This window comes from Caulobacter sp. 1776 (assembly GCF_040545685.1).
Classification (GTDB): domain Bacteria; phylum Pseudomonadota; class Alphaproteobacteria; order Caulobacterales; family Caulobacteraceae; genus Caulobacter.
Genome location: NZ_JBEPMI010000001.1, coordinates 423,336 through 446,964 on the forward strand (window position 1 = coordinate 423,336; position 23,629 = coordinate 446,964).

Below are 23,629 nucleotides of genomic sequence, written 5' to 3' on the forward strand. Positions count from 1 at the left end.
CCTCGTCTTCATCAGCCCAGGAGGCTGCCCCACGCGTGAGCGCGCGACGCCTTGCTGTTGCTGGTCTTGCCCAGGGCGCGAAGCTCGTCGCGTTCCTTGGCCTTCTCTTCCTTGCGGACGCGCATCTCGGCGGCTTCGAGCGCCTTGCGCTCCTTGCGTTCGGCGCGCTTGGCGGCGGCGATCTCTTCTTCGCGGGCCAGGGCCTCGAGACGGGCTTTTTCCTTGGCTTCGGCGCGGGCGGCGCGGACGGCTTCGAGCTCGGCGGCGCGTTGCTCTTCGCGCTTGTCGAAATCGGGGTCCTGGACGGCGGGCTTAGCCTTGAACTTGGCCAGCATCGCCTTCTTGGCTTCCTGCTGAGCGGAAATACGATCGGCGAATCCGGTGTTCTTCAGGTGCGACATGAATCTTCGTGTTGTTTGGAGGCGGCGGCTCTAAAGCCCAGATCGGCGCAAAAATCAATGCGTCATCGGGCTCCATCGCTCCGTGCCTAGGGGGAGTGATGTCGCGAGAGCACGGTCCATATAGGGAACGCTCGTCGATCCGGTAAGGGCCGGCCCGCGCGATAACCGCATCGGAATGAGGATGGTTTTGCCCCTCCTCGAGACCGACGGCGAAATCCTTAAGTATTCCCGCTACTTGACGCCCAGCGCGCTCACCTTGACGCACTGCGGCGAGGTCTATAGGTTCCGCGCCGATCAAGCCGGCCGGAAAAGCGCCTTGTTTTGGCGCGTCCGCGGGCGCTTTCGGACCTGCCGCTTCCCATGCCCAAGGCCGACGAACCGAACGACAAGGCTTTCCACAGCCTCGACGCTCGGCTCGACGCATTTGAGGCGAAGAAAGCGGCGGAAAAACCCGCGAAAGCGGAGTCCGAAAAGGCCAATCAGGACGGCTATCGCCTCCTGGCCGATTTGATCGGGGGCGTATTGGTGGGTCTCGGCTTCGGCTGGTTGCTCGACCGCTACGTCCACACGAGCCCCTGGGGCATGGTCGGCGGTCTGCTGATCGGCATGGGGCTCGCGATTTTCTCCGTCGTCCGCAAGGCGACGAAAATGAGCGCGCAGGCGTCGGCGGCCGCCCCTCGGGGGATCGCCGACGGAGACACGGGAGACGGGCCAACCGTCCCCAAGCAGAAGAGAGACTAGGGCCTTGGCCACGCCGATCGACCCGATGCACCAGTTCATGATCCAGAAGATCGTGACGCTGCCGACCGTGACTGTCCCGGGCCTGGGCGCGATCGACCTGTCGATCAACAACTCCATCGCCGCCATGTTGCTGGCCGCGACCCTGATCATCGTGTTCTACGCCTTGGCGGGCAAGGGCGCGGTCGTCCCGGGCCGCCTGCAGACCACGGGCGAGCTGCTGTATGGACTGGTCGACGGCCTCACGAGCTCGATCATTGGCCACGACGGCAAGAAGTACCTGCCCTTCGTCTTCACCCTGTTCTCGCTGATCCTGTTCTGCAACCTGCAGGGCATGCTGTTCGGCTGGACCGGCAACTTCCTGGGCTTCACCGCCAGCTCGCAGCTGGCCGTCACCCTGACCTTGGGCATGCTGGTGATCCTGACCGTGATCGGCGTCGGCTTCGCCAAGAACGGCTTGAAGTTCTTCAAGCTGTTCGCACCGTCTGGCGTGCCGTGGCCCCTGCTGTTCCTGCTGGTGCCGATCGAGTTCATCTCGTTCCTGATCCGCCCGATCACCCTGGCCCTGCGTCTGTTCGGCAACATGCTGGGCGGCCACGTGGTTCTGAAGATCTTCGCGACCTTCGTGGCGATCCTGCTGGCCATGGCTCCGACCTACTGGGCCGTCGGCGCGCTGGCGCTTTCCTCAGTCGTCGCCTTGACGGCGCTCGAGTTCATGGTGGCCTTCCTGCAGGCCTTCGTGTTCGCTGTGCTCACCTGCGTCTATCTCAACGACGTCGTGCACCTCGACAGCCACTGATCAACCTTTAGTCTTTCAACCAATACCCCCTTCTAAGGAGTCTCTATTATGGACGCTGCTGCTGCTAAGTACATCGGCGCTGGTCTGGCCATGCTCGGCATGATCGGCGCGGGCGTGGGCCTGGGCGTGATGTTCGGCAACTACTTCCAAGGCGCCCTGCGCAACCCGACCGCCGCCGCTCAAGAGCGCCCGATGCTGTTCCTCGGCATGGCTCTGACGGAAGCCCTGGGCATCTTCGCCCTGGTCATCGCCTTCCTGATCCTCTTCTCGTAATTCCCACTTTTAGCTGAGAGGCGCCTTCGCCCATGGCGACGGAACATCACGGCGCGGTCGAGACGACTGAACCCCCCAAGCACGAAAGCGGCGGCCTTCCGCAGCTGCAGTTCGAGCACTGGGGTGGTCAGATCGTCTGGCTGCTGCTCATCTTCGCCGTTCTCTACGCGGTGCTGTCGAAGGGGCTTCTGCCCCGCGTCAGTGGCGCGATCGACGAGCGCGGCGCCAAGATCGCCGGCGACATCGCCGACGCCCGTCGTTTGAAGGACGAGGCTGAAGCCCAGGCTCGCGCCGCGGCGGCTGAAGTGGCCGAGGCGCGCGCCAAGGCCCAGAAGACCGCGGCCGACGCTAAGGCCAAGGCTTCGGCTGAGGCCGCCGAGCGTCAGGCCAAGGAAGAGGCCGTCCTGGCCGAGAAGCTGGCCACGGCCGAGGCTTCGATCCAGGCCGCCCGCGACCAGGCCATGAGCCAGGTCCGCGTGGTCGCCGAGGAAACGGCCGGCGCGATCGTCCAGAAGCTGACCGGCAAGGCGGCGACCGCCGCCGAGCTGAAGTCGGCCATGGCCTAGGAGCTGAAGATGGAACACGAATCCCTGTTCAGCCTCGGCAACCCGGAGTTCTGGGTTCTGGTCGGCCTGGCCCTCTTCATCGGCCTGCTGGTCTATCTGAAGGTCCTGCCGGGCGCCCTGTTCGGCGCGCTCGACGCCCATGCGGCCAAGATCAAGGCCGAGCTCGACGAGGCCCAGCAACTGCGTGAAGAGGCCCAGGCCCTGCTCGCGGACGTGAAGGCCCAACGCGAGGAATCCGAGCGCCAGGCCGCCGCGATGATGGAGGCCGCCAAGGCCGACGCCAAGCGGATGGCCGAGGAAGCCAAGGAAAAGCTCGAGGAGCAGATCAAGCGCCGCGCCGAGATGGCCGAACGCAAGATCGCCCAGGCCGAGGCCCAGGCCGCCGCCGACGTAAAGGCCGCCGCCGTCGATCTCGCCGCCCAGGCCGCCGAGACCGTCCTGGCCGCCCGCCTCGCCGGCGCCAAGAGCGACCCGCTGATCGACACCGCGATCGGCCAGATGGGCGCCAAGCTGCAGTAGCAGCCGGGGTCCTTCGACAAGTCAGAGAAGGCGCGGATCGCGAGGTCCGCGCCTTTTTGTTTGGCGGAACCTCCGCCCGCGACCGGCTCTTCTAGTCTCTTCCACAACCCATCGGAGAGAGCCGTGTACGCGATCCTGGGAGCCACCGGCCACGTCGGTTCCGCCGTCGTCGACACCTTGCTGGAGGCCGGCGAACCCGTCCTGGCCCTGGTCCACAGCGCCGACCACGCCGGCGCGCTCCTACGCCGAGGCGCGGAGGTCGCGATCGTCGATGTCCTGGACGTCGACGCCCTGCGCGCCCTGCTGAAACAGGTCCGCCGCGCCTTCCTGCTCAATCCCCCGGCCGCGGTCAGCGGCGACACCGACGTCGACGAGCGCGCCACGGTCGCGGCCATCCTGGCCGCCCTCGACGGCTCTGGCCTGGAGAAGGTGGTCGCCGAGAGCACCATGGGCGCCCAGCCCGGCGAGCGCCTGGGCGATCTGAACGTGCTCTACGACCTGGAGCAGGGCCTGCGGGCCCAGCCGATCCCCGCCGCCTGGAACCGCGCCGCCTATTACATGTCCAACTGGGACATGGCCCTGGAGAGCGCGCGCCAGGACGGCGTCGTCCAGACGATGTTCCCGGCCGACTTCATCTTGCCGATGGTCGCCCCGCGAGACCTCGGCCAAGCGGCCGCTCGGCGGCTGAGATCCGGGCTGGACGATGTCGGCCTGGTCAATGTGGAAGGACCCGCGCGCTATTCGATGGCCGATGTCGCCAAGGCTTTCGCCGGCGCCCTGGGCCGCCCCGTACGCGCCGTCGTCACCCCACGCGAGCAGTGGGTCGAGGCCTTCAAGGCCCTGGGCTTCTCGCAGGCCGCGGCCGACAGCTACGCCCGCATGACCGGCGCGACCCTGGACGGCGAGATGGTTCCGGAAAGCCAGACCGAGAAGGGCCCGACCACGCTGGAGGCCTACATCGCGGCGCTGGCCGAGGCGCGCGGCTAGGCCGCCGAGACCTCCTGGCCGCCCCGCCTCGCCGGCGCCAAGAACGCCCCGCTGATCGACATCGCGATCGGCCAGGTGAGCGCCAAGCTGCAATAGCGGCGAGAGTCCTTCGACAAGACAGAGGGCGCGGATCGCAAGGTCCGCGCCCTTTTTCTTTCGACGGCCGACGCACCGAGAGACCGCCCCGGTCGAGCGACGCTCCCGACCCTTCGAGCCTAGGCCACGACCTTCAGGCCGGACGCCTGGGCACGCCCGGGAAGGCGGTCATCAAGCTCTTCGGCGGGATTGGCGACATCCGACGCGCGGAGGTGGGCCTCCAGGATATCGAGGATCCGAACATCCTCCTCGGCGTCGAATTTCCGCGCGAACAGGGCGGGGCTCTCCGTCAAGGCCACGGCGTCCTCGGTCCTGAACGTCCGAGGGCGCAGCTTGATGTCGCCGTCGGGAACCCAATCGATCATCCGCAGGTCGTCATTGACGATCTGGCCATGCTCGGCGGTGTTCATCATCACGGTCTGGAAGAACCCTTCGTCGGCGATGAAGGTGTTTCGATAGAAGCTCTTGTATCGATCGACCGATGGGTCGTGACAGACGAACCGGCAAAACCGCCGGCTGACGATCTTCCACTGATTGCCGATGTATGGCGTCGCGCCGTCGAGGAAGAGCCGGGTCGCCAGGGAATCGACGATACGGTCCTTGAGTTCGACCACATGCTTGAGCACGCGCCCCATCGTGTCGGGCCGAAACTCGGCCTGGTCCAGCACGCGGATGAACTCCTGGCCCCGTCGCGCGCCCAGGAAGTCGCGAATGTAGGCCTGGGTGGCGAGGGGGAAGTCCTGACCGCTGAGATTGACGAAGAAGTCCCAGTCGTCGGCCATCTCCAGCAGCCGCGCGATGCCGCGCAGTTCGGCGTCGACGAGGCTGTAGCCGCCCCACAGCGCCCGCTTGCTCTCCAGCATGGCGGCGTTGGGGTAGTCGGCCAGGAACGCGCCGATCTCGGCCTGAAGCGCCGGGCCGGAATTCTTGTCGACGTGGATGAGGTAGGTGTTTTCGGGATCGTGGATCGCCCTGAACAGCCGCTTGAACTGCTCCGGGTAGCGATGGACGAGCAGGAAATACGCGATCTTGGCGGGCGATCGGAACTGTAGGTCGTGCGGCGCCGGACGGATCAAGACTTCGTACCGCGCAGGGCGTTGGGGTCGATCGGGCGGGGCTTGGTCGGCTGGCTTCCCGTCGATCGAGGATCGTTGAGACCCTTGGGACCGGACGGGCGCGTGCCCGGGTAGGTTTTCATGGTCGTGGCCTTTCGTCGGACGCGCCGGGCTGCGGCGCTCAGTCGTCGAAGGCTGGCGCGCTACTTCTTGCGGACCGTGAGGGTCTGCAGGGTGACGGCGGGCGCCGCGGCGATCACCTTGGGCTTCGCCGTCTTGGGTTTGCGGACTTCGCGATTGCCTTTGGACATCGGGCTTCCTTTTTTGGTGAGACCGGCCACGAACGCCGACCAGCGCCCGGCGCGAGCCGGACGACGATAGAGGTTGGCTCATGACTAAGGTCGAGCGCTCCGGCGTGGAGCGGAAGATCTCCCGCCGAAGGGGCGGATCGATCGGCATCTGGCGTGACTAAGCGCCTCGCCGAGGACCCTATCACGTTCGGACAGGGAGCGGGGGAATCATGCTGGGCGCGTCAGAGGTCGACCGTGGTCGACGCCTCCGCGCCGTTCTTCGCCATCTTCCGCGCGATGTAGCGCTTCACGCGCTTGCGGGTCTTCTTCAGCAGCCGCCAGCGGGCCCGGCGCAGGACCATCTTCTCGGTACGGAGCATCTGCTGCCAGACGACCAGCAGCACCTCGGGCTCGCGACGCATCAGGCGGCGGATCGGGAAGACCAGCTTGGGGTGGCGCTTCTGCCAGCGGATGAAGGTCTTGCGGGCCTGGAACGAGTAGCGCAGCACGATCATCAGACCGATGACCAGCAGCGGCAGGCCCACGTGCCCCGGCAGCGGCGTCAGCACCGCGCCGGCGATGATCACCAGCGTGCCGAAGCCGATGGCGATCCAGCGAAAGGCGCGGGCGGCGGACTCGCGCAGCAGCAGGGCCAGTCGCGCGCGGCGACGAACCCTGTGCTTGACGTCGATGGTGGTGGCGATCGCGTTCACCGCCCGGCTTGCTTCAGAGGCCGGCGCTTCAGCGACTTGCGCCAGCGCACGGCGACCCGCCACTTGCGCGGCACGATCAGGCGCTCGACGCGCAGGGCCTGCTGCCAGGCCACCAGCACGACCTCGGGCTCGCGACGCAGCAGACGGCGCAGCGGGAAGATCAGCTTGGGATGGGCGTGCTGGAAGCGGACGAACTGCTTGCGCGCCTTGAACGAGTTGCGCAGCACCAGCATCAGTCCGACCACGGTCAGCGGCAGGCCCAGCGGACCCGGCAGCGGCGCGATCAGCGCGCCGGCCGCGATCAGCACCACGCCCAGGGCGACCAGGAACACGCGCAGGAATCGCGCGACGAACTCGCGGGCGAGATCATCGGCGGGGCGGCGGACGCGCGACATGGCGAGGGCGAGAGCAGTCATGGGAGGAACAAACGAGCTTGCGCCCCGCTTGCTCCCTGGAAAAGCCAGTCAGCTCCGACGCGCCCCTCCGATATGTGGAGGGATGAGGGCGCCGTAAAGGCGCCCTTCCGTCGCAACAGGGGTATGGAGAATGCTATTCAGCGGCCAGTGGCGCCGTAGCAACAGGTTTCCATCTCAACCGGGGCTTGCGAGCCGCCAGGGTCTCGTCCAGGCGCCGCAGCGGCGCGTGGAACGGCGCGCCCTTGAAGCGCTCCGTCTCGCCGGCCTTGGCGGCGCCCGCGAGCGCCCGGAGGGCCTCGATAAAGCGGTCGAGCTCCTGCTTGCTCTCGGTCTCCGTCGGCTCGATCAGCATCGCGCCGTGGACGACCAGCGGGAAGTACATGGTCATCGGATGGAAGCCCTCGTCGATCATCGCCTTGGCGAAGTCGAGCGTGGTCACGCCGGTGCCCTCCAACCAGGCGTCGTCGAACAGGGCCTCGTGCATGCACGGACCGTCCGGGAAGGCCGGGCTCATCACGTCCTTCAGCCGGGCCTTGATGTAGTTGGCGTTGAGGACGGCGTCCTCGGCCACCTGGCGCAGGCCGTCGGCCCCGTGGCTCAGCATGTAGGCATAGGCGCGGACATACATGCCCATCTGGCCGTGGAAGGCGCTCATGCGACCGAATGCGGTCTTGGCCCCCTCCTCGCCGGCGTGCTCGACCATCGAGAAGCCGTCGTCGCCATGGACCAGCCAGGGCGTCGGCGCGAAGGCCGCCAGGGCCTCCGACAGCACCACCGGGCCGGCGCCCGGGCCGCCGCCGCCGTGCGGCGTCGAGAAGGTCTTGTGCAGGTTGATGTGCATGGCGTCGACGCCCAGGTCGCCCGGGCGCACCCGGCCGACGATGGCGTTGAAGTTGGCGCCGTCGCAGTAGAAATAAGCCCCGGCCGCGTGGGTCAGGCGGGCGATCTCGACGACGTCGCGCTCGAATAGGCCGCAGGTGTTGGGGTTGGTGACCATGATCGCGGCCACGTGGTCGCCGAGCTTGGACTCCAGGTCCGCCAGGTCGACGCGGCCGTCTTCGGTCTGGGCGATCTCGACGACGGTGTAGCCGACGAAGGCCGCCGTGGCCGGGTTGGTGCCGTGGGCGCTGGTCGGGGCCAGGACGGTCTTGCGATGGCCATTGCCGGCCGCCTCGTGGGCGGCGCGGATGGCCAGCAGGCCGCACAGCTCGCCGTGGGCGCCGGCCTTGGGCGACAGGGCGACGGCGGGCATGCCGGTCAGGGTCTTCAGCCAGTGGGCCAGGCGGTCCATCAGCTGCAGGGCGCCCTGCACGGTCGACTGCGGCTGCAGCGGGTGGATGTCGGAAAAGCCCGGCAGGCGCGCCATCTTCTCGTTCAGGCGCGGATTGTGCTTCATCGTGCACGAGCCCAGCGGATACAGCGCCAGGTCGATGGCGTGGTTCTTCTGGGACAGGCGCACGTAGTGGCGAACGGCTTCGGGCTCCGACAGGCCCGGCAGGCCGATCGGCTCGGCCCGCAGCAGGCCGGCCAGGTCGCCCGACGGCGCGGTCGCTTCCGGCAGGTCGACGCCGGTCTTGTTCCAGCCGTCCAGTTCGAAGATCAGGGCCTCGTCCTGCAGCAGCCCGCGACCGCCGGTCAGGGTCTCGTGACCGCCAGCGTCATTGGCGGCGGTTTCCGGGCGCGTGGGGCGGCCGACGTTGTTCATGCTCATTGGGCCACCGCCTTGCTGAGGATCTTGGCGAAGAAGGTGATGTCGACGTCGAGCGTGGTCTCGGTTGCCGCGACCAGCAGCACGTCGTCCAGGCCCGCGCCCGCGTCCAGGCGCGAGAACGGCACACCGGCGATGACGCCGTTGTTCGCCAGGGTCTCGACCACGTCGGCGGCGTTCTTCGGCAACCGGATCGCGAACTCGTTGAAGAAGCGCGGGGTCAGGATCTGGACGCCCGGCACGGCCTTCAGCGCATCGCGCAGGGCGAGCGCCTTCTGGTGATTCAGGGCGGCCAGCTGGCGCAGACCCGTCTCGCCCAGCAGGCTCATGTGGATGCTGAACGCCAGGGCGCACAGGCCGCTGTTGGTGCAGATGTTCGAGGTCGCCTTGTCGCGGCGGATATGCTGCTCGCGGGTCGACAGGGTCAGGACGAAGCCGCGGCGGCCGTCGGCGTCGACGGTCTCGCCGCACAGGCGGCCGGGCATCTGGCGGACGAACTTTTCCTTGCAGGCGAACAGGCCGACATAGGGGCCGCCGAAGTTCAGGCCGTTGCCGATCGACTGGCCCTCGGCCACGGCGATGTCGGCGCCCATCTCGCCGGGCGACTTCAGCAGGCCGTACGAGACGGCTTCGGTGGTGACCACGATCAGCAGCGCGCCGGCGGCGTGAGCGGCCTCGGCGATCTTGGTCACGTCGGTGACCGTGCCGAACACGTTCGGGGTCTGGACCACGACGCAGGCGGTGTCGGCGTCGATGGCGGCGATCACCGCGTCCTCAGCGTCGACGGCCGCGGGCATGGCCTGGGTCGTGACGCCGGCCGCGTGGGCCAGGGTCTCGATGGTCTCGATGTAGTGCGGATGGACGCCGCCCGACATCACCGCCTTGTTCCGGCGGGTGACGCGCTGGGCCATCATCACGGCCTCGGCCGCGCCGGTCGAGCCGTCATAGAGCGAGGCGTTGGCCACCTCCATGCCGGTCAAGGCCGCGACCTGGGTCTGGAACTCGAACAGCACCTGCAGCGTGCCCTGGGCGATTTCCGGCTGGTACGGCGTGTAGCTGGTCAGGAATTCCGACCGCTGGATGATGTGGTCGACCGTGGCCGGCACGTGATGGCGATAGGCCCCGGCTCCGCAGAAGAAGGGTCCCTCCCCCGCCGAGCGGTTGCGACGGGCCAGGCCCGCCATCTCGCGCTCGACTTCGATCTCGCCGGCGTGAAACGGCAGGTCGACGGTCCCGTCGCGGCGGGCCGAGGCCGGCACGTCGACGAACAGGTCGTCGATCGACTTGACGCCGATCGCGCCGAGCATCTCGACGCGGTCTTCGGGGGTCAGGGGGAGGTAACGCATTGGGCGCCTATCAAAATTTGCGTGTCATCCCGGCCGGAGCGCAGCGGAGAGCCGGGACCTCGGAAAGCGTGGTGCTTCCAGCGGTCCCGGATCGGCCTTCGCCCGTCCGGGATGACAGATAAAGCTAAAGAGTGGCCAGGAACGCTTCGTACGCGTCGCGGTCCATCAGGGCGTCGACCTCGGCCGGGTTCGACAGCTTGATCTTGGCGAACCAACCGCCGCTTTCCGGCAGGGCGTTGACCGTCTCGGGCGCGTCGCCGAGCTCGGCATTGCCCTCGACGACCTCGCCCGACACCGGAGCGTAGACGTCCGAGGCGGCCTTGACGCTCTCGACCACGGCCAGGCTGTCGCCCTGCTTCACGGTCTTGCCGGCGTCCGGAACCTCGACGAACACCACGTCGCCCAGCTGCTCGGCGGCGTAGGCGGTGATGCCGACGGTGGCCACGTCGCCCTGGACGATGACCCACTCGTGATCTTTGGTGAAACGCATTGGTCTGGCCCTCTTTCAGATCTTGCGGACGTAACGATTGGCGACGAACGGGGTCGCGACCACCTCGGCGGCGGCCTGCTTGCCGCGCACGATGACCTTGAGCTTCGTCCCCACGGCCGCATAGGCCGGCGGGGCGAAACCGATGGCGATGGGATAGCCCAGGCTGGGGGCGAAGCCGCCGCTGGTGATCTTGCCGATCACATTGCCTGCTTCGTCGGCGATCTCGGCGCCTTCGCGGGCCGGCGCGCCTTCCAGCACCTTCAGGTTCAGGCGGACGCGCGACAGCTCGCCGGCCAGCTCCTTGGCGATCCGGGCCGAGCCCAGATAGTCGCCGGCCTCGCGGCGCGACTTGCCGACAGCGAAGTTCAGCCCGGCCTCGATCGGCGAGACGGTCTCGTCCAGGTCGTGGCCGTATAGCGGCAGGCCGGCCTCCAGGCGCAGGCTGTCACGAGCGCCCAGGCCGATCGGACGGACGCGCTCGTCGGCCAGCAGGGTGTTCCAGACGCGCTCGGCGGCGTCGGCCGGAACCGAGATCTCGTAGCCGTCCTCGCCGGTATAGCCCGAGCGCGAGAGGATCGCGTCGACGCCGAAGGCGGTCAGGGCCACGGTGTCCATGAACACCATGCCGGCGGCTTCCGGAACATGCGCGGCCAGCACGGCGGCGGCCTCGGGGCCCTGCAGCGCCAGCAGCGCGCGGTCCTCGAGACGGGTGACCGTGGCCTCGCCAGCCAGGGCCTTGGCGATGATCTCGTAGTCGTTGTCCTTGCAGGCGCCGTTGACCACCACGAACAGGCCGTCATCGTCGGGACGGGCGGTCATCAGGTCGTCGACGATTCCGCCCTCGGCATTCAACAGCACGCCGTAGCGCTGCTTGCCGGGCTTCAGGCCCTGGTAGTCGGCCGAGACGACCTTCTCGAAGCTCTTGGCCGGGTTCTCACCGCGGATGCGGGCCTGACCCATGTGCGAGACGTCGAACAGGCCGGCGTGCTCGCGGGTCCACAGGTGCTCCTTCAGCACCCCGTCCTTGTACTGCACCGGCATGGAATAGCCCGCGAACGGGACCATGCGGGCGCCCAGCGCCACGTGGGCGTCGTACAGGGGAGTCTTCTTGAGATCGTCGGACACGGGGCGGGCTCCAATCGGGGTCGGCGAGACGACCGGCGTCCGCCGGTTGGTCGCGCCCCCGCTGTCCCTTGGACCTGAGAGATTCCGGCCGCCCCCCTCTGCTGTTTGGGTTTGGCCTTGCTCCTTCGGCGAGCCGCCCTTGCGGGAGGCTACTTTCCAGCGTTTCTAAACCCGCGCGGTCCTTTTGCCTGAGCGTTTCCGGGGCGGTTGCGCCTTCGGCCTCGGGAGCGAATCCCGATGTCTCCCGCTGGGGTCGTCGGGGTCATGCGGGAGGGCCGGGTCAGAGTCAAGCGCGGCCTGCCCGCCCTAGGGTCCGGACTCCATAAGCAGCAAACTATTCAGTGTCATCCCGGCCGGAGCGCGCAAGCGTGGAGAGCCGGGCCCCAGGGGCTACCGCAAAGCGCTTGGCCCCTGGGTCCCGGATAGCCTCTGCGAGGCTTCCGGGATGACACGGATTTGTTGCTTTGAAATTCATGAAAGATCTCAAAGCCCTAGCCGAGGCCAGACCCTAGAGCCCGAAATCCCCGAACCAGTCGTCTTCGCCGATCGGCGGACCGGGCGGGATCACGAGCTTGCTCCGTCCGTCGGCGACCAGCGACGCCAGGCGGTCACCGCTCTCGTCGGCGACGATCCCGGCCAGGGCGCGGGCCTGGGCCTTGTCGGCCGCGTCGCCGGCCGCGGTCTTGAGACTCTTGCCCCAGTCGGCCAGGCGCGCGCGGATGATCGCCGCGGCGGTCGGCGACAGGCCCTTGTCGTCCAGGGCCTGGGCGAGGTTGACGACCATCCGCTGGCGCGCGCGGCGGGTCAGTTCGGCCTGGCGTCCGGTCGCCTTGCCGTCGAAGGCCGCGAAGGCCAGGGCTCTGTCCAGCAGCCCCTCGACGCCCGGCTGGGTTGGATCGCGGCGCCTGGCCTCGACCAGACGGTTCAGGCGCGCCGGCGCGAACAGGTCGCCCCAGACGAGATCGGCGGCGACCTCGGCCGTAGCCGGCAGGTCGAAGACCGGGCCCTGGCCGAACGTCTCGATCTCATAGGCGTGGTCGGTCCCCTGCGACTGGCCCGAGGTCAGGACATCCAGCGCCTTGTCGGACAGGTCGAGCGCGGACGGCGTCAGCGTGCGTAGCAGGGCGTCGATCGCGGCGGCCTGGCGGTCGGCCGGGACGATCTTGCTGGCCTCGTGGCCGTCGCCCTCGGCGCCGTAGGTGAAGTCCACGCCGCCAACCAGCTTGGCCGTCGCGTCGACCTGGTAGCGGTGGAAGATATAGATCGGCACGATGACGCGCCGCAGGTCCGCCACCGACGCGCCCGCCGGCAGATTGCCCAGGCCGAAGCGGTCCAGAGCGATCTTGCGCACAGCCATCAGGTGGTCGAGCTCGGCGACCGGGTCCGAACCGTTGTCCCACACCGCGCCCAGCGGATGCGGCGTGTCGGACGCGCGGGCGTCTTCGTCGGACACGTAACGCAGGCCGTCGGCTTGGCTCTTGTCGGCCTTGGCCTTCAGCCAGGCCTTCTCGTCCGCCCCCGCGGGCGCGGGGCCGTACAGCCAGTCGATCACGAACCGGTCCCAGGCGCCGACGCCGCGCGCATAGGCGTCCGAAAAGTCGAGCTGGCCGCCCTTGATGGCGATCTTCGGGGCCGGATAGTCCATCACCGAGGCGCGGCCGCCGTACCCGCTGGCGGCGAAGTTGTGCTGCAGGCCGATCGAATGGCCGATCTCGTGGGTGGCCAGCTGACGCAGGCGGGCCAGAGAAATCTCGATCGGATCGTTGGGCCCGCCCTTGCCCGTGGCGCCCGCGCCCTCCAGCCCCTCGAAGATCAGCCGGTCCTGGCGGATGCGTTGCGAGCCCAAGAGGACATCGCCCTTGATGATCTCGCCGGTGCGCGGATCGACCACCGCGTGACCGTACGACCAACCGCGCGTCTGGCGGTGCACCCAGTTGACGACGTTGTAGCGAGCGTCCAGCGGGCTCACCCCGTCGGGCAACACCTCGACCTTGAAGGCGTCCACGAAGCCGGCGGCCTCGAACGCCTGGTTCCACCAGCGGCCGCCCTCGATCAGGGCCGAGCGCACCGGCTCGGGCGCGGCGCGGTCGACATAGAACACGATCGGCTTCTTGACCGGCGAGCGGGCCGCCGTCGGATCGGTCTTCTCCAGGCGGAAGCGATGCACCAGGCGATAGACCAGCGGCGCGTTCAAGGGCGCGGAATAGTCGGCGACGGTATGGTCGATGATCCCGACCCGAGGATCGTTCTGGCGCGGCAGATAGCCGGCCTCGGGCAGGGCCACGAACGAGTAGTGCAGGGCCAGGGTGACATTGCGCGGGTCCGGGACGATGCCGCGCACCTCGGAGCCCGGATCGTCGCCAACGAAGGTCTCGACCGCCTCCAGCTCGACGTTCAGCGGAAAGACGTTCACCTCGCCGGTGTCGGCGTAGGACAGGCCGTCGTTCAGCCGGAAGTCGCCCTGCTTGCTGCGCTTGAGGCTCTTGGCGACGCCTTGCGCGTCACGGGTCAGGAACGAGGTGACGTCGACCAGCAGCCCGCCGTCCGGCGCCTCGGCCTCGACCGTGTTCGACCAGACGCTGGAGATCGGGAACGAGTCGGCCACCGCCTTCTGTTCGTCGGCCGAGCCGCGCGCGGCGGAAAAGCCCCAGTTCTCGAACTGGGCGACGACCTTGCCGCCCACGCGACGGAAGGCGATGATCTGGGTGTCGCCAGGGGCCGAGCGGTCGAGACCGGTCGGGTTCGAGCCGAGACCAGCCCGCAGGTAGGTCTGGTAGATGTAGCGCCCGGCGATCCCGTCCGCGCCCGGCTTGGGCAGCAGCAGCAGGATCTTGCCGTCCTTCTTGTCGACGAAGACCGGGACCAGGCCGTCCTTGCGCTCGAGTCCGGCGGTGGCCTCGGCGAACTTGTCACTGCCCTTGGCCGGCGCCTTGGCCTTCTCGGCGAAGGCCGGCGCGGCGATCGCGCTCACGCAGACGCTCGCCATCAGCATGGCGATCCCGGACTTGTTCATGAGCTTCCCCGACGCATCGAAACGCCGGGACTGTCGGGCGGTGTCGTGGAGATTGCAACGGGTGGGCGGCGACATGAGTCGGCCTTGCCTACCAATCGGGCGTTTTCCAAACGCCGCTCTCCCCGGCGAAACCCGGGGCCCAGATGAAACCCCGAAAGGCTCGAGCTGAATCTGAATCCCGGCCTTCGCCGGGAAGAGCGGTTTAATGGGCGTTCTCAGCCAGCGGTTCGGACGCGAACCCTACATCCGCTCGGGCGCTTCGATGCCCAGCAGGTCCAGCGTCAGCTCCAGCTGGCGCAGGGTGGTCTCGGCCAGGGCCAGACGCGAGGCGCGCAGCGCTTCGGTGTCGGCGGTCATGATCGGGCAGGCCGCGTAGAACTTCGAGAACGACTGGGCCAGCTTGTAGGCGTGCTCGGCGACGAAGTTCGGAGCCTTCTTGTCATAGGCCTCCTGCAGGGCGCCCTCGAAGGCGTCCAGCAGCATGGCCAGGTCACGCTCGGCCGCCTCGTGGATCACGATCCGGCCGGCGGTGGCGCCGGCCTCGGCGGCCTTGCGCAGCACGCTCTTGATGCGCACCGACTGGTACAGCAGATACGGGCCGGTCTTGCCCTCGAAGCTGGTGAAGCGGTCGAGGTCGAAGACGTACGAGGTGCCGCGGAAGTTCTGCAGGTCGGCGAACTTCAGGGCCGCGACGCCGACCTTGTGGGCGGTGTCCTCGAACTGCGCCTCGGACAGCTCGGCGCCGAGGCCGGCCTCGTGCAGCCGCTCGCGGGCCTTCTCGCGAGCCATCTCGATCAGGTCGTGCAGTTTCAGGACGCCGCCGGCGCGGGTCTTGAAGGGCTTGCCGTCGGCGCCGTTCATGGTGCCGAAGCCGATATGCTCCAGCGACCCTTCGGCGGCGTACCCAGCCAGATAGGCGGCGCGGAACACGGTCTCAAAGTGCAGCGCCTGGCGCTGGTCCACGCAGTAGAGGATCAGGTGCGGGTCGAACGACTTGCGGCGGTCCAGGATCGTGGCCAGGTCGGTCGTGCCGTACATGGCCGAGCCTTCCGACGAGACGACCAGCAGCGGCGGCACATCCTGCTTGTCGCCCTCGCGGGCCACGCGGACGATGCGGGCGCCCTGGTCCTCGACCAGCAGGCCCTTGACCTCCAACTGGTGGACCATCGGCTCGATCAGATCGTTGACGTCGCTTTCGCCCTTCCACAGGTCGAAGTCGACGCCCAGGGCATGGAACTCGCGTTCCAGGGCCACGCGGCTGACCTTGACGAAGTGGCGCCACAGCAGGCGATAGCCGAAGCGGCCGTTCTGCAGTTCGGCCGTCGCCTTGCGGGCGCGCTCCTTGAACGCCGGATCTTCCTTCTGGCGCACCGAGGCGGCCGGATAGATGCGGTCGAGATCGGCTAGGGTGATCCGGCTCTCGAACTCGGCCATCACCTTGGCCTCGTCCGCCGACGAGAAGCCGCGCGGCGCTTCCGGCAGCTTCTGCATCAAGGCGTTGATGAAGGCATCCTCGTCCATGATGGCGCTGATCAGCAGGCCCATCTGGAAACCCCAGTCGCCGAAGTGCGCGTCGCCCACCACGTCGTCGCCGCGGAAGCGGTACAGGCGCTTGACCGACTCGCCGATGATCGAGGCGCGCAGGTGGCCCACGTGCATCGGCTTGGCCACGTTCGGGCCGGCATAGTCGATCAGCACCCGGCGCGGCGTTTCCAGCAGCTGGGCGCCGACGCGGTCGTCGGAGGCGATCTCGCGGGCGCGGGCCGATAGGGCCTCGTCGCTGACGCGCATGTTGATGAAGCCGACCCCGGCGATCTCGACCGAGGCCAGGCGCGGATCGCCCTTCAGGATGTCGACGACCTGGACGGCGATCTCGCGCGGATTGCGCTTGGCGCTCTTGGCCACCGCGAGGGCGCCGTTGCACTGGAAATCAGCCAGGTCGGGGCGGTCGGAGGCGGTGACGCGTCCGAACTCGGGAGCAAGTCCGGCGGCCTGGAAAGCGGCCGCGGCCGCTTCGCTCAGGGACCGCTTCAAATCGTTCATTGCTTGGTAGTCGTCCCTGCTGGGGTCTGGCTCGGCTGCGCTTGAGCCGTCTGGCCGGCATTGACGCGGAAGCGCTTGCCCTCGCGGTTGAAGGCCGCCATTTCCGGCGTCACGTCGAAGCCGATCAGCACTTCGAAATTGCCGCCGCTGACCTTGGCGTCGGCGCGCGGGATGGTGATCTGTTCGATGGTGTCACGCGCATAGGCGCGGTCCTGGCCGGAGGCGAAGGTCACCGGCAGGTCGAAATATTCCTTGGCGATCACGGCCTGGTTCCGCTCGGTCACCGCCACCCAGTAGCGATAGACGTGCTTGTCGCCCTGGGCCTTGGGACCGCGACCCAGCTGGAACAGGGCCTCGACGCGGATCTTGATCGGCTCGTCGCCCTTGTAGGCGCAGCCCGAGGCGATGCTCTGGATCTCGCCGGTGAAGCCGGCCTGGGCGGCCGATTCCTTGGCGTCCTTGAACTCGACATAGCGGCTGGCGTCGTAAAGCACCTTCACATAGGGGCACGGGCCGGCGTTGCGCAGCTGCGGCAGCGGAGCCTTGGGCTGGTTCCACTCCTCGTCGCGTTTCTTCTTCTTGGCGCTCTGGTCGTCGTCCTGGCCGCCGCCTTGGTCGCCGCGCGACTGGGCGTGGGCGATCGTCACCGTCGTCGCGGCGATCGAGACGGCCATCAGGGCGCTGAGGGCGAGCGGGAGAGTGCGGCGCATGAAACGTCCGGTTCGAGAAAAGAAGAGCCAAGCGGGGCCATGGGCCCCATCGGCGTCATGCAGCCTGATAAAGGCATATGCGTGACGTCGCAACGGCGCAGACTCCTGGCGCCAGGGGCTTAGAGCGACTAGTTTCCGCGTCATGAACGCCCATACGCCCATCCGTCGACCGATCTCGCTCGTGCTGGCCAGCCCGCGCGGCTTTTGCGCCGGCGTCGATCGCGCCATCCAGATCGTCGAGCGCGCCGTCGAGAAGTTCGGCGCGCCGGTCTATGTGCGTCACGAGATCGTGCACAACCGCCACGTCGTCGACCGCCTGAAGGCGATGGGCGCGGTGTTCATCGAGGAGCTGTCCGAGGCCCCCGACGATCGCCCGGTGGTGTTCTCCGCCCACGGCGTGCCCAAGTCGGTGCCGGCCGAGGCCAAGTCGCGCGAGATGATCTATCTGGACGCCACCTGCCCGCTAGTCTCGAAGGTCCACGTCGAGGCCCAGAAGCACTACGACGCCGGCCGCGAGATCGTGCTGATCGGCCACGCCGGCCATCCGGAAGTGATCGGCACCATGGGCCAGCTGCCCGAGGGCGCGGTCACCCTGATCGAGGACATCAAGGACGCCGCCGCCTGGGTTCCCAAGGACGCAGCCAACGTCGCCTTCCTGACCCAGACCACCCTGTCGGTCGATGACACCGCCGACATGGTCGCCTTGCTGCGCGAGCGCTTCCCGGGCATCGCCGCCCCGCACAAGGAAGACATCTGCTACGCCACCACCAACCGTCAGGACGCGGTCAAGCACCTGGCCGAGCAGGCCGAGCTCGTCTTGGTGGTCGGCTCGAAGAACTCGTCCAACTCGGTGCGCCTGATGGAGGTCGGCCTGAAGGCCGGCGCCACAGCCGCCCATCTGATCGACGACGCCAACGGGATCGACTGGAGCTGGTTCGAAGGGGTCTCGCGCGTCGGCCTGACCGCCGGCGCCTCGGCCCCTGAGGACCTGGTGCAAGGCGTCATCGACGCCATCTCCGCCCGCTTCGACACCACTGTCGAGGAACTGGTCGAGGCGCGCGAGACGATCACGTTCAAGCTGCCGAGGTTGCTGACGGCCTAGCGGCGGCTTGACCGCGGGCCTCGCGTCGAGCATCCCGGCGTCATGGCCGTCTATACCGATATCACCGACGCGGAACTCGAAGCCTTTCTGGAAGGCTATGACCTGGGCGCCCCGCTGGCGTTCAAGGGCATCGCCGAGGGCGTGGAGAACTCCAACTTCCTGCTGGAGACGGAGACGGGCCGCTACATCCTGACCGTCTACGAGCGGCGGGTGAAGGCCGAGGACCTGCCCTACTTCCTCAACATGCTGACCTGGCTGGCCGACAAGGGCTTTCCCAGCGCCCGGCCCATCGCGAACCGCAAGGGCGCGACGCTGTCCAACCTGCGCGGCAAGCCGGCGGCGATCGTCGAGTTCCTGCCCGGCCTGTCGGCGCGCAAGCCGACCGTGGCCCATTGTCGCGAGGCCGGCGAGGGCCTGGCCTGGCTGCACCTGGCCGGCGAAGGCTATCCTGGCCGTCGCGCCAATGACCTGGGCCAACAGGCCTGGTCGCCGCTGTTCGCCAAGCACCGCAAGGCCGCCGAGGACCTGAAACCGGGCTTGTCGGCCACCATCGACACCGACCTGGCGCAACTGGCCCTGATGTGGCCGCGCAATCTGCCGGCGGGAACGATTCACGCCGACTACTTCCCCGACAACGTCTTCTTCCAGTCGAACGGCAAGTTCGCCGCGGCGATCGACTTCTATTTCGCCTGCGACGACGCCTATGCCTACGACGTGGCCGTGACCCTGAACGCCTGGTGCTTCGAGCCCGACGGCAGCTTCAACATCACCGCCGGCAAGGCCTTGCTGAACGGCTACGAGCGCCGCCGGCCGCTGAGCCCGGCCGAGAAAGAAGCCCTGCCGATCCTGGCCCGCGGCGCGGCCATGCGCTTCTTCCTCACCCGCCTGGCCGACTGGGGCGCGACGCCCGCTGGAGCCCTGGTCCGGCCCAAGGATCCGCTGGAATACGAGCGCAAGCTGGCCGTCCATCGCGAAGGGCTCGTGCTGTTCGCATGACGCCCAAGGTCACGATCTATACCGACGGGGCCTGCAAGGGGAATCCGGGCCCGGGCGGCTGGGGCGCCATCCTGTTCTATGGCGACAAGAAGAAGGAAATCTGCGGCGGCGAGCCGGCGACCACCAACAACCGCATGGAGTTGATGGCCGCCATCCAGGCGCTGGAGCTCTTGAACCGTCCCTGCAAGATCGAGCTGCACACCGACAGCCAGTACGTGATGAAGGGCATCCAGGAGTGGATCCGCGGCTGGAAGGCGCGCGGCTGGAAGACGGCCGACAAGAGCCCGGTCAAGAACGACGACCTGTGGAAGCGGCTCGACGCCGCGCGCGAGCGGCACGACGTCGACTGGCGCTGGGTCAAGGGCCACGCCGGCCATCCGCTGAACGAGCGCGCCGACGCCCTGGCCAACGAGGGCCTGCGCCAGGCGAACCCGCGCGTTCTTTAGGCCGCGGTCGCGTCGGTCCCGCTCTAAACTTTTGAAGCTAGGGCGGCGGCGGATAGGCCGCCCTGTCGGCTTCGCTCCAATGCGGCAGGATTCGGTCGAGATTGAGCTCGATCCAGTCGGCCAGGCCACGCACTCGCTCGGCGACCTCTAAGCCCAGCGGCGTCAGGCTGTACTCCACGTGCGGCGGCACGACCTCGTAGGCCACGCGGCGCACGAAGCCGTCGGCCTCCAGCTGCTGCAGGGTCTGGGCGAGCATGCGCTCGCTGACGCCGCCGACACCGCGTCGCAGCGCGCTGAACCGGCGCGTGCCCGTCTCCAGCGCCATCAGCACCAGGACGCCCCAGCGACTGGTCACGTGCTTGAGCACTTCGCGCGACGGACAGCCGGCGGCCATCACGTCGCCGCGCATCAGCTTTTCCGACAAGGACGCGGAGGGGGTGCGATTTTCTTTCATACTAACATTTATGTATGTACTTACGAAAAGTAAGCAAGGATCCCAGATCGGTCCCGTCATCAACGGAGAACGATCATGACCATCGCCGTCACGGGCGCCACCGGCCAGCTGGGCCGTCTCGTCATCGAGAAACTGAAGGCCCGCGCCCCCGCCGGCGACATCGTCGCCCTGGCGCGCGATCCGGCCAAGGCGGCGGACCTGGGCGTGACCGTCCGCGCCGCCGACTACGCCAAGCCCGAGACCCTGGTCGCCGCCCTGGAGGGCGTCGACACCCTGCTGCTGATCTCCAGCGACGCAGTCGGCCAGCGCCTGGCCCAGCACCGCAACGTCATCGAAGCCGCCAAGGCCGCCGGCGTGAAGCGGATCGCCTACACCAGCATCCTGCGCGCCGACACGACGCCGATCGCCCTGGCCGACGAGCACAGGGCCACCGAGGCCCTGATCAAGGCCTCGGGCCTTACCTACGCCCTGCTGCGCAACGGCTGGTACGTCGAGAATTATACCGGCGCCTTGGCCGGCGCGATCGCAGCCGGCGCGGTGATCGGCGCCTCGGGCGAGGGCCGGATCTCGGCCGCGACGCGCGAGGACTATGCCGAGGCCGCCGCCGTGGTGGTCTCGACGCCAGACGCGGAGAACCGGGTCTACGAACTGGCCGGCGACACCGCCTTCACCCGCGCCGACCTCGCCGCCGAGATCTCGCGACAGACCGCCAAGCCCGTCGACTACACCGATCTGCCCGAGGCGGAGTACGCCCGGATCTTGGAGAGCTTCGGCCTGCCGGCCCCGTATGCGGCGATCCTCGCCCAGTCGGACGTGGGCGTCGCCCAGGGTGGGCTGTTCGACGAAGGGCGCCAGCTGTCGGGCCTGATCGGCCGTCCGACGACGCCGCTGTCGGTCGCCGTCGCCTCGGCGCTGAAGGCGGCAAGCTAGGAACCTGTGGGCGGCCGGCTGGAAGCGATGGAAATCCCTCGCCAACGGCCAGCTGGTCTGCAAAGCACCGGCGGATGAACCTCGTCGGCTACTATCGCGTGCCTCCGGTGCGCGGCGTCTTCTTCAGCCCCGTCCAGGAGGAGCGCCTGCTGCTGATGGGCTGCCAGGAGGTGTTCAGCGACCGCTGCCTGCCGGCCGGCGTGGTCCGGCCGGGCCTCGATCGCGCCCTGGCCGCCCTCGAGGACGGCGGAACCCTGGCGGTGCTGAGCCTGCACGCCCTGGCCGGGACGATGGTCGACCTGCTGGACGTGGTGTCGCGGCTCGAGACGCGCGGCCTGGCCCTGGTCGTCGCCCAGCCCGAGATCGACACCCGCGCCGACCCGGCCTTCTTCGCCGCCTGCCAAGTGCTGGCGGACTTCAACGCCGAGCGGCCGCTGATCCGCGCGGCCGAGGCGGCGCTGATCGCCAAGGGCGGGCCGCAAGGCGTGAAGGCGGCGCAGGCCAGCCCTCCCCACTCATCCGCTCATCCCAGCGAAAGCGGGGACCCAAGCTGACTCTTCAGCGGATGGCGCGGCGGGAGATAAGCCCTCCAAACTCGGCTTGGGTCCCCGCTTTCGCGGGGACGAGCGGCGTTTGGGGAGATCAGACCTTCAGCCGGTAACCCGTCTTGAAGATCCACCAAACGGCCGTCAGGCAGACGGCCAGGAACACGGCGGTCATGCCCAGGCTGACGCCCACGCTGACGTCGGAGTGGCCGTAGAAGCTCCAGCGGAAGCCGCTGATCAAATAGACCACCGGGTTGAACAGGGTGATCTTCTGCCAGATCGGCGGCAGCATCTTGATCGAGTAGAAGCTCCCACCCAGGAAGGTCAGCGGCGTGACGACCAGCAGCGGCACGATCTGCAGCTTTTGGAAGTCGTCGGCCCAGACCCCGATGATGAAGCCGAACAGGCTGAACGTGATCGAGGTCAGGACCAGGAACAGCAGCATCACGAACGGATGGGCGATCTCGAACGGCACGAAGATCCGCGCCGTCGCCAGGATCAGCAGGCCCAGACAGACCGACTTGGTGGCCGCCGCCCCGACATAGCCGGTCACCGCCTCGATCCAGGCCACCGGAGCCGAGAGCAACTCGTAGATCGTGCCGGCCCATTTTGGCATGTAGATGCCGAACGAGGCGTTGGAGATGCTCTCGCCCAGCAGCGACAGCATGATCAGTCCCGGCACGATGAAGGCGCCGTAGCTGACGCCGTCGATGGCCTGCATGCGCGAGCCGATCGCCGAGCCGAACACCACGAAATAGAGGCTGGTCGACAGGACCGGCGAGATGACGCTCTGGGCCAGGGTGCGAAACCAGCGCGCCATTTCGAAGCGGTAGATGGCCTTGATCGCGAACAGGTTCATTGCGGGGCCCTCACCAGGCTGACGAAGATGTCCTCCAGCGAGCTCTGGTCGGTCTTCAGGTCCTTGAAGTCGACGCCCTGCTCGGCGAGGCGCTTGAGAAGATCGGCGATGCCGGTGTCGTCGGCCTGGGCGTCGAAGGTGTAGACGAGGTCGGCGCCGTCATTGGCCAGGCTCAGCGACGGGTCGGTGAGGCCGGCCGGCAGGGCGGTCAGCGGCTCGCGCAGGTGCACGGTCAACTGCTTCTTGCCCAGCTTGCGCATCAGGACCGACTTGTCCTCGACCAGGATGATCTCACCCTTGTTGATCACCCCGATCCGGTCGGCCATCTCCTCGGCCTCCTCGATGTAGTGGGTGGTCAGGATGATGGTGACGCCGCTCTCGCGCAGCTTGCGGACCATCTCCCACATATCGCGGCGCAGCTCGACGTCGACGCCGGCGGTGGGCTCGTCCAGGAACAGGATGGTCGGCTCGTGGCTGAGCGCCTTGGCGATCATCACCCGGCGCTTCATGCCGCCCGACAGCGCCATGATCTTGCTGTCCTTCTTGTCCCACAAGGAGAGATCGCGAAGGATCTTCTCGATCAGGGCGTCGTTGGCCGGCTTGCCGAACAGGCCACGCGAGAAGCGCACCGTGGCCCAGACGGTCTCGAAGGCGTCGGTGTGCAGCTCCTGCGGCACCAGGCCGATCTTGGTCCGCGCCGCGCGATAGTCGCGCACCACGTCGTGGCCGTCGGCCAGGATCGTCCCCTCGCTGGGATTGACGATGCCGCAGATGATGCTGATCAGGGTGGTCTTGCCCGCCCCGTTCGGACCCAGCAGGGCGAAGATCTCACCCTGCCGGATGTCGAGGTCGATCCGCTTCAGGGCCTGATGGCCCGACGCATAGGTCTTGGTCAGACCCGATACCGAAATGATGGAGGTCACGCGCTCTCCCCAGAGGCTAGATGGCGCCTCACATGGTGTGGTTCGGCCCGGATAACAGGGGCGCTTCGCGATCTTGTCAGCAGCGC

At 67.9% G+C, this 23,629-nt stretch carries 26 protein-coding genes and 1 riboswitch; of the genes, 11 read left to right on the top strand and 15 right to left on the bottom strand.

The window, feature by feature from the left end; translation table 11 throughout:
• Positions 1-11: 11 nt before the first annotated feature.
• Positions 12-401, bottom strand: a complete 390-nt coding sequence (locus tag ABIC66_RS01805) for a DUF6481 family protein (protein ID WP_354067626.1) — start codon at positions 399-401, stop codon at positions 12-14.
• A gap of 360 nt (positions 402-761) precedes the next feature.
• On the opposite strand from ABIC66_RS01805, the gene ABIC66_RS01810 reads away from it, so the two are divergent.
• From ABIC66_RS01810 to ABIC66_RS01835, 6 genes are all read left to right on the top strand, one after another.
• A complete protein-coding gene (locus ABIC66_RS01810) occupies positions 762-1,142 on the top strand; it encodes an AtpZ/AtpI family protein (RefSeq protein ID WP_354067628.1) in 381 nt (126 codons plus the stop codon).
• A gap of 25 nt (positions 1,143-1,167) precedes the next feature.
• A complete protein-coding gene (locus tag ABIC66_RS01815) occupies positions 1,168-1,938 on the top strand; it encodes a F0F1 ATP synthase subunit A (protein ID WP_354068350.1) in 771 nt (256 codons plus the stop codon).
• 48 nt (positions 1,939-1,986) lie between these two features.
• Entirely contained in the window at positions 1,987-2,211 is a 225-nt protein-coding gene (locus tag ABIC66_RS01820; protein WP_004615714.1) for a F0F1 ATP synthase subunit C, read from the top strand.
• A 32-nt stretch (positions 2,212-2,243) separates the two neighbouring features.
• Entirely contained in the window at positions 2,244-2,777 is a 534-nt protein-coding gene (locus tag ABIC66_RS01825; protein ID WP_354067630.1) for a F0F1 ATP synthase subunit B family protein, read from the top strand.
• A gap of 9 nt (positions 2,778-2,786) precedes the next feature.
• Complete coding sequence (locus ABIC66_RS01830) at positions 2,787-3,296, top strand: F0F1 ATP synthase subunit B (RefSeq protein WP_354067632.1); 510 nt, start codon at positions 2,787-2,789, stop codon at positions 3,294-3,296.
• A gap of 123 nt (positions 3,297-3,419) precedes the next feature.
• Positions 3,420-4,283 carry an NmrA family NAD(P)-binding protein gene (locus ABIC66_RS01835; protein WP_354067633.1) on the top strand — a complete coding sequence of 288 codons (864 nt, stop codon included), beginning with the start codon at positions 3,420-3,422 and terminating at the stop codon, positions 4,281-4,283.
• Between the two features lie 215 nt (positions 4,284-4,498).
• Here the strand turns inward: ABIC66_RS01835 and ABIC66_RS01840 are convergent, their stop codons facing one another.
• The 11 genes from ABIC66_RS01840 to ABIC66_RS01890 form a co-directional block, all read right to left on the bottom strand.
• Positions 4,499-5,455, bottom strand: a complete 957-nt coding sequence (locus ABIC66_RS01840) for a beta-1,6-N-acetylglucosaminyltransferase (RefSeq protein WP_502910276.1) — start codon at positions 5,453-5,455, stop codon at positions 4,499-4,501.
• Positions 5,452-5,577 (bottom strand): hypothetical protein, encoded by a 126-nt coding sequence (locus ABIC66_RS01845; RefSeq protein WP_354067635.1) that lies wholly within the window; start codon positions 5,575-5,577, stop codon positions 5,452-5,454. Before ABIC66_RS01845 ends, ABIC66_RS01840 begins: the two co-directional genes overlap by 4 nt.
• Positions 5,578-5,966: 389 nt before the next feature.
• Positions 5,967-6,437: a hypothetical protein gene (locus tag ABIC66_RS01850; protein WP_354067636.1), complete on the bottom strand. Its 471-nt coding sequence runs from the start codon at positions 6,435-6,437 to the stop codon at positions 5,967-5,969.
• A complete protein-coding gene (locus ABIC66_RS01855; RefSeq protein WP_354067637.1) occupies positions 6,434-6,853 on the bottom strand; it encodes a hypothetical protein in 420 nt (139 codons plus the stop codon). Before ABIC66_RS01855 ends, ABIC66_RS01850 begins: the two co-directional genes overlap by 4 nt.
• A gap of 133 nt (positions 6,854-6,986) precedes the next feature.
• The gene (gene gcvPB / locus ABIC66_RS01860; RefSeq protein ID WP_354067639.1) at positions 6,987-8,564 is read right to left on the bottom strand and encodes an aminomethyl-transferring glycine dehydrogenase subunit GcvPB; all 1,578 of its coding nucleotides are present in this window, start codon (positions 8,562-8,564) and stop codon (positions 6,987-6,989) included.
• Positions 8,561-9,907 carry an aminomethyl-transferring glycine dehydrogenase subunit GcvPA gene (gcvPA, locus tag ABIC66_RS01865; RefSeq protein ID WP_354067641.1) on the bottom strand — a complete coding sequence of 449 codons (1,347 nt, stop codon included), beginning with the start codon at positions 9,905-9,907 and terminating at the stop codon, positions 8,561-8,563. Before gcvPA ends, gcvPB begins: the two co-directional genes overlap by 4 nt.
• Before the next feature lie 124 nt (positions 9,908-10,031).
• Positions 10,032-10,397, bottom strand: coding sequence for a glycine cleavage system protein GcvH (gene gcvH, locus ABIC66_RS01870; RefSeq protein ID WP_354067643.1), 366 nt, complete (start codon positions 10,395-10,397; stop codon positions 10,032-10,034).
• Between the two features lie 15 nt (positions 10,398-10,412).
• Positions 10,413-11,522 carry a glycine cleavage system aminomethyltransferase GcvT gene (gene gcvT, locus ABIC66_RS01875; protein ID WP_502910277.1) on the bottom strand — a complete coding sequence of 370 codons (1,110 nt, stop codon included), beginning with the start codon at positions 11,520-11,522 and terminating at the stop codon, positions 10,413-10,415.
• Between the two features lie 166 nt (positions 11,523-11,688).
• A riboswitch (glycine riboswitch) is annotated at positions 11,689-11,779 on the bottom strand.
• Positions 11,780-12,030: 251 nt separating this feature from the next.
• Positions 12,031-14,535, bottom strand: coding sequence for a zinc-dependent metalloprotease (locus ABIC66_RS01880; RefSeq protein WP_354067645.1), 2,505 nt, complete (start codon positions 14,533-14,535; stop codon positions 12,031-12,033).
• Positions 14,536-14,775: 240 nt separating this feature from the next.
• The gene (gene argS / locus ABIC66_RS01885) at positions 14,776-16,578 is read right to left on the bottom strand and encodes an arginine--tRNA ligase (RefSeq protein WP_354067647.1); all 1,803 of its coding nucleotides are present in this window, start codon (positions 16,576-16,578) and stop codon (positions 14,776-14,778) included.
• Entirely contained in the window at positions 16,575-17,288 is a 714-nt protein-coding gene (locus ABIC66_RS01890; protein ID WP_354067649.1) for a Tat pathway signal sequence domain protein, read from the bottom strand. The genes argS and ABIC66_RS01890 overlap by 4 nt, the downstream gene beginning before the upstream one ends.
• 142 nt (positions 17,289-17,430) lie before the next feature.
• On the opposite strand from ABIC66_RS01890, the gene ispH reads away from it, so the two are divergent.
• Genes ispH through rnhA form a run of 3 tightly spaced genes read left to right on the top strand, consistent with a single transcriptional unit; the run spans position 17,431 to position 19,832 of the window.
• Entirely contained in the window at positions 17,431-18,390 is a 960-nt protein-coding gene (ispH, locus tag ABIC66_RS01895; protein ID WP_354067650.1) for a 4-hydroxy-3-methylbut-2-enyl diphosphate reductase, read from the top strand.
• Positions 18,391-18,432: 42 nt separating this feature from the next.
• Positions 18,433-19,386, top strand: coding sequence for a homoserine kinase (gene thrB / locus ABIC66_RS01900; RefSeq protein ID WP_354067652.1), 954 nt, complete (start codon positions 18,433-18,435; stop codon positions 19,384-19,386).
• Complete coding sequence (gene rnhA / locus ABIC66_RS01905) at positions 19,383-19,832, top strand: ribonuclease HI (protein WP_354067653.1); 450 nt, start codon at positions 19,383-19,385, stop codon at positions 19,830-19,832. Before thrB ends, rnhA begins: the two co-directional genes overlap by 4 nt.
• Positions 19,833-19,869: 37 nt before the next feature.
• On the opposite strand, the gene ABIC66_RS01910 is transcribed toward rnhA, so the two are convergent.
• On the bottom strand, positions 19,870-20,241 hold the full coding sequence (locus ABIC66_RS01910) for a winged helix-turn-helix transcriptional regulator (RefSeq protein WP_502910278.1): 372 nt from the start codon (positions 20,239-20,241) through the stop codon (positions 19,870-19,872).
• A 120-nt stretch (positions 20,242-20,361) separates the two neighbouring features.
• On the opposite strand from ABIC66_RS01910, the gene ABIC66_RS01915 reads away from it, so the two are divergent.
• Together ABIC66_RS01915 and ABIC66_RS01920 are read left to right on the top strand one after the other, a co-directional pair.
• The gene (locus ABIC66_RS01915; RefSeq protein WP_354067657.1) at positions 20,362-21,216 is read left to right on the top strand and encodes an SDR family oxidoreductase; all 855 of its coding nucleotides are present in this window, start codon (positions 20,362-20,364) and stop codon (positions 21,214-21,216) included.
• A gap of 74 nt (positions 21,217-21,290) precedes the next feature.
• Positions 21,291-21,770 (top strand): recombinase family protein, encoded by a 480-nt coding sequence (locus ABIC66_RS01920; RefSeq protein WP_354067658.1) that lies wholly within the window; start codon positions 21,291-21,293, stop codon positions 21,768-21,770.
• 88 nt (positions 21,771-21,858) lie between these two features.
• Here the strand turns inward: ABIC66_RS01920 and ABIC66_RS01925 are convergent, their stop codons facing one another.
• Together ABIC66_RS01925 and ABIC66_RS01930 are read right to left on the bottom strand one after the other, a co-directional pair.
• Positions 21,859-22,620 carry an ABC transporter permease gene (locus ABIC66_RS01925; protein WP_354067659.1) on the bottom strand — a complete coding sequence of 254 codons (762 nt, stop codon included), beginning with the start codon at positions 22,618-22,620 and terminating at the stop codon, positions 21,859-21,861.
• The gene (locus ABIC66_RS01930; protein ID WP_354067661.1) at positions 22,617-23,543 is read right to left on the bottom strand and encodes an ABC transporter ATP-binding protein; all 927 of its coding nucleotides are present in this window, start codon (positions 23,541-23,543) and stop codon (positions 22,617-22,619) included. Before ABIC66_RS01930 ends, ABIC66_RS01925 begins: the two co-directional genes overlap by 4 nt.
• Positions 23,544-23,629: the final 86 nt, after the last annotated feature.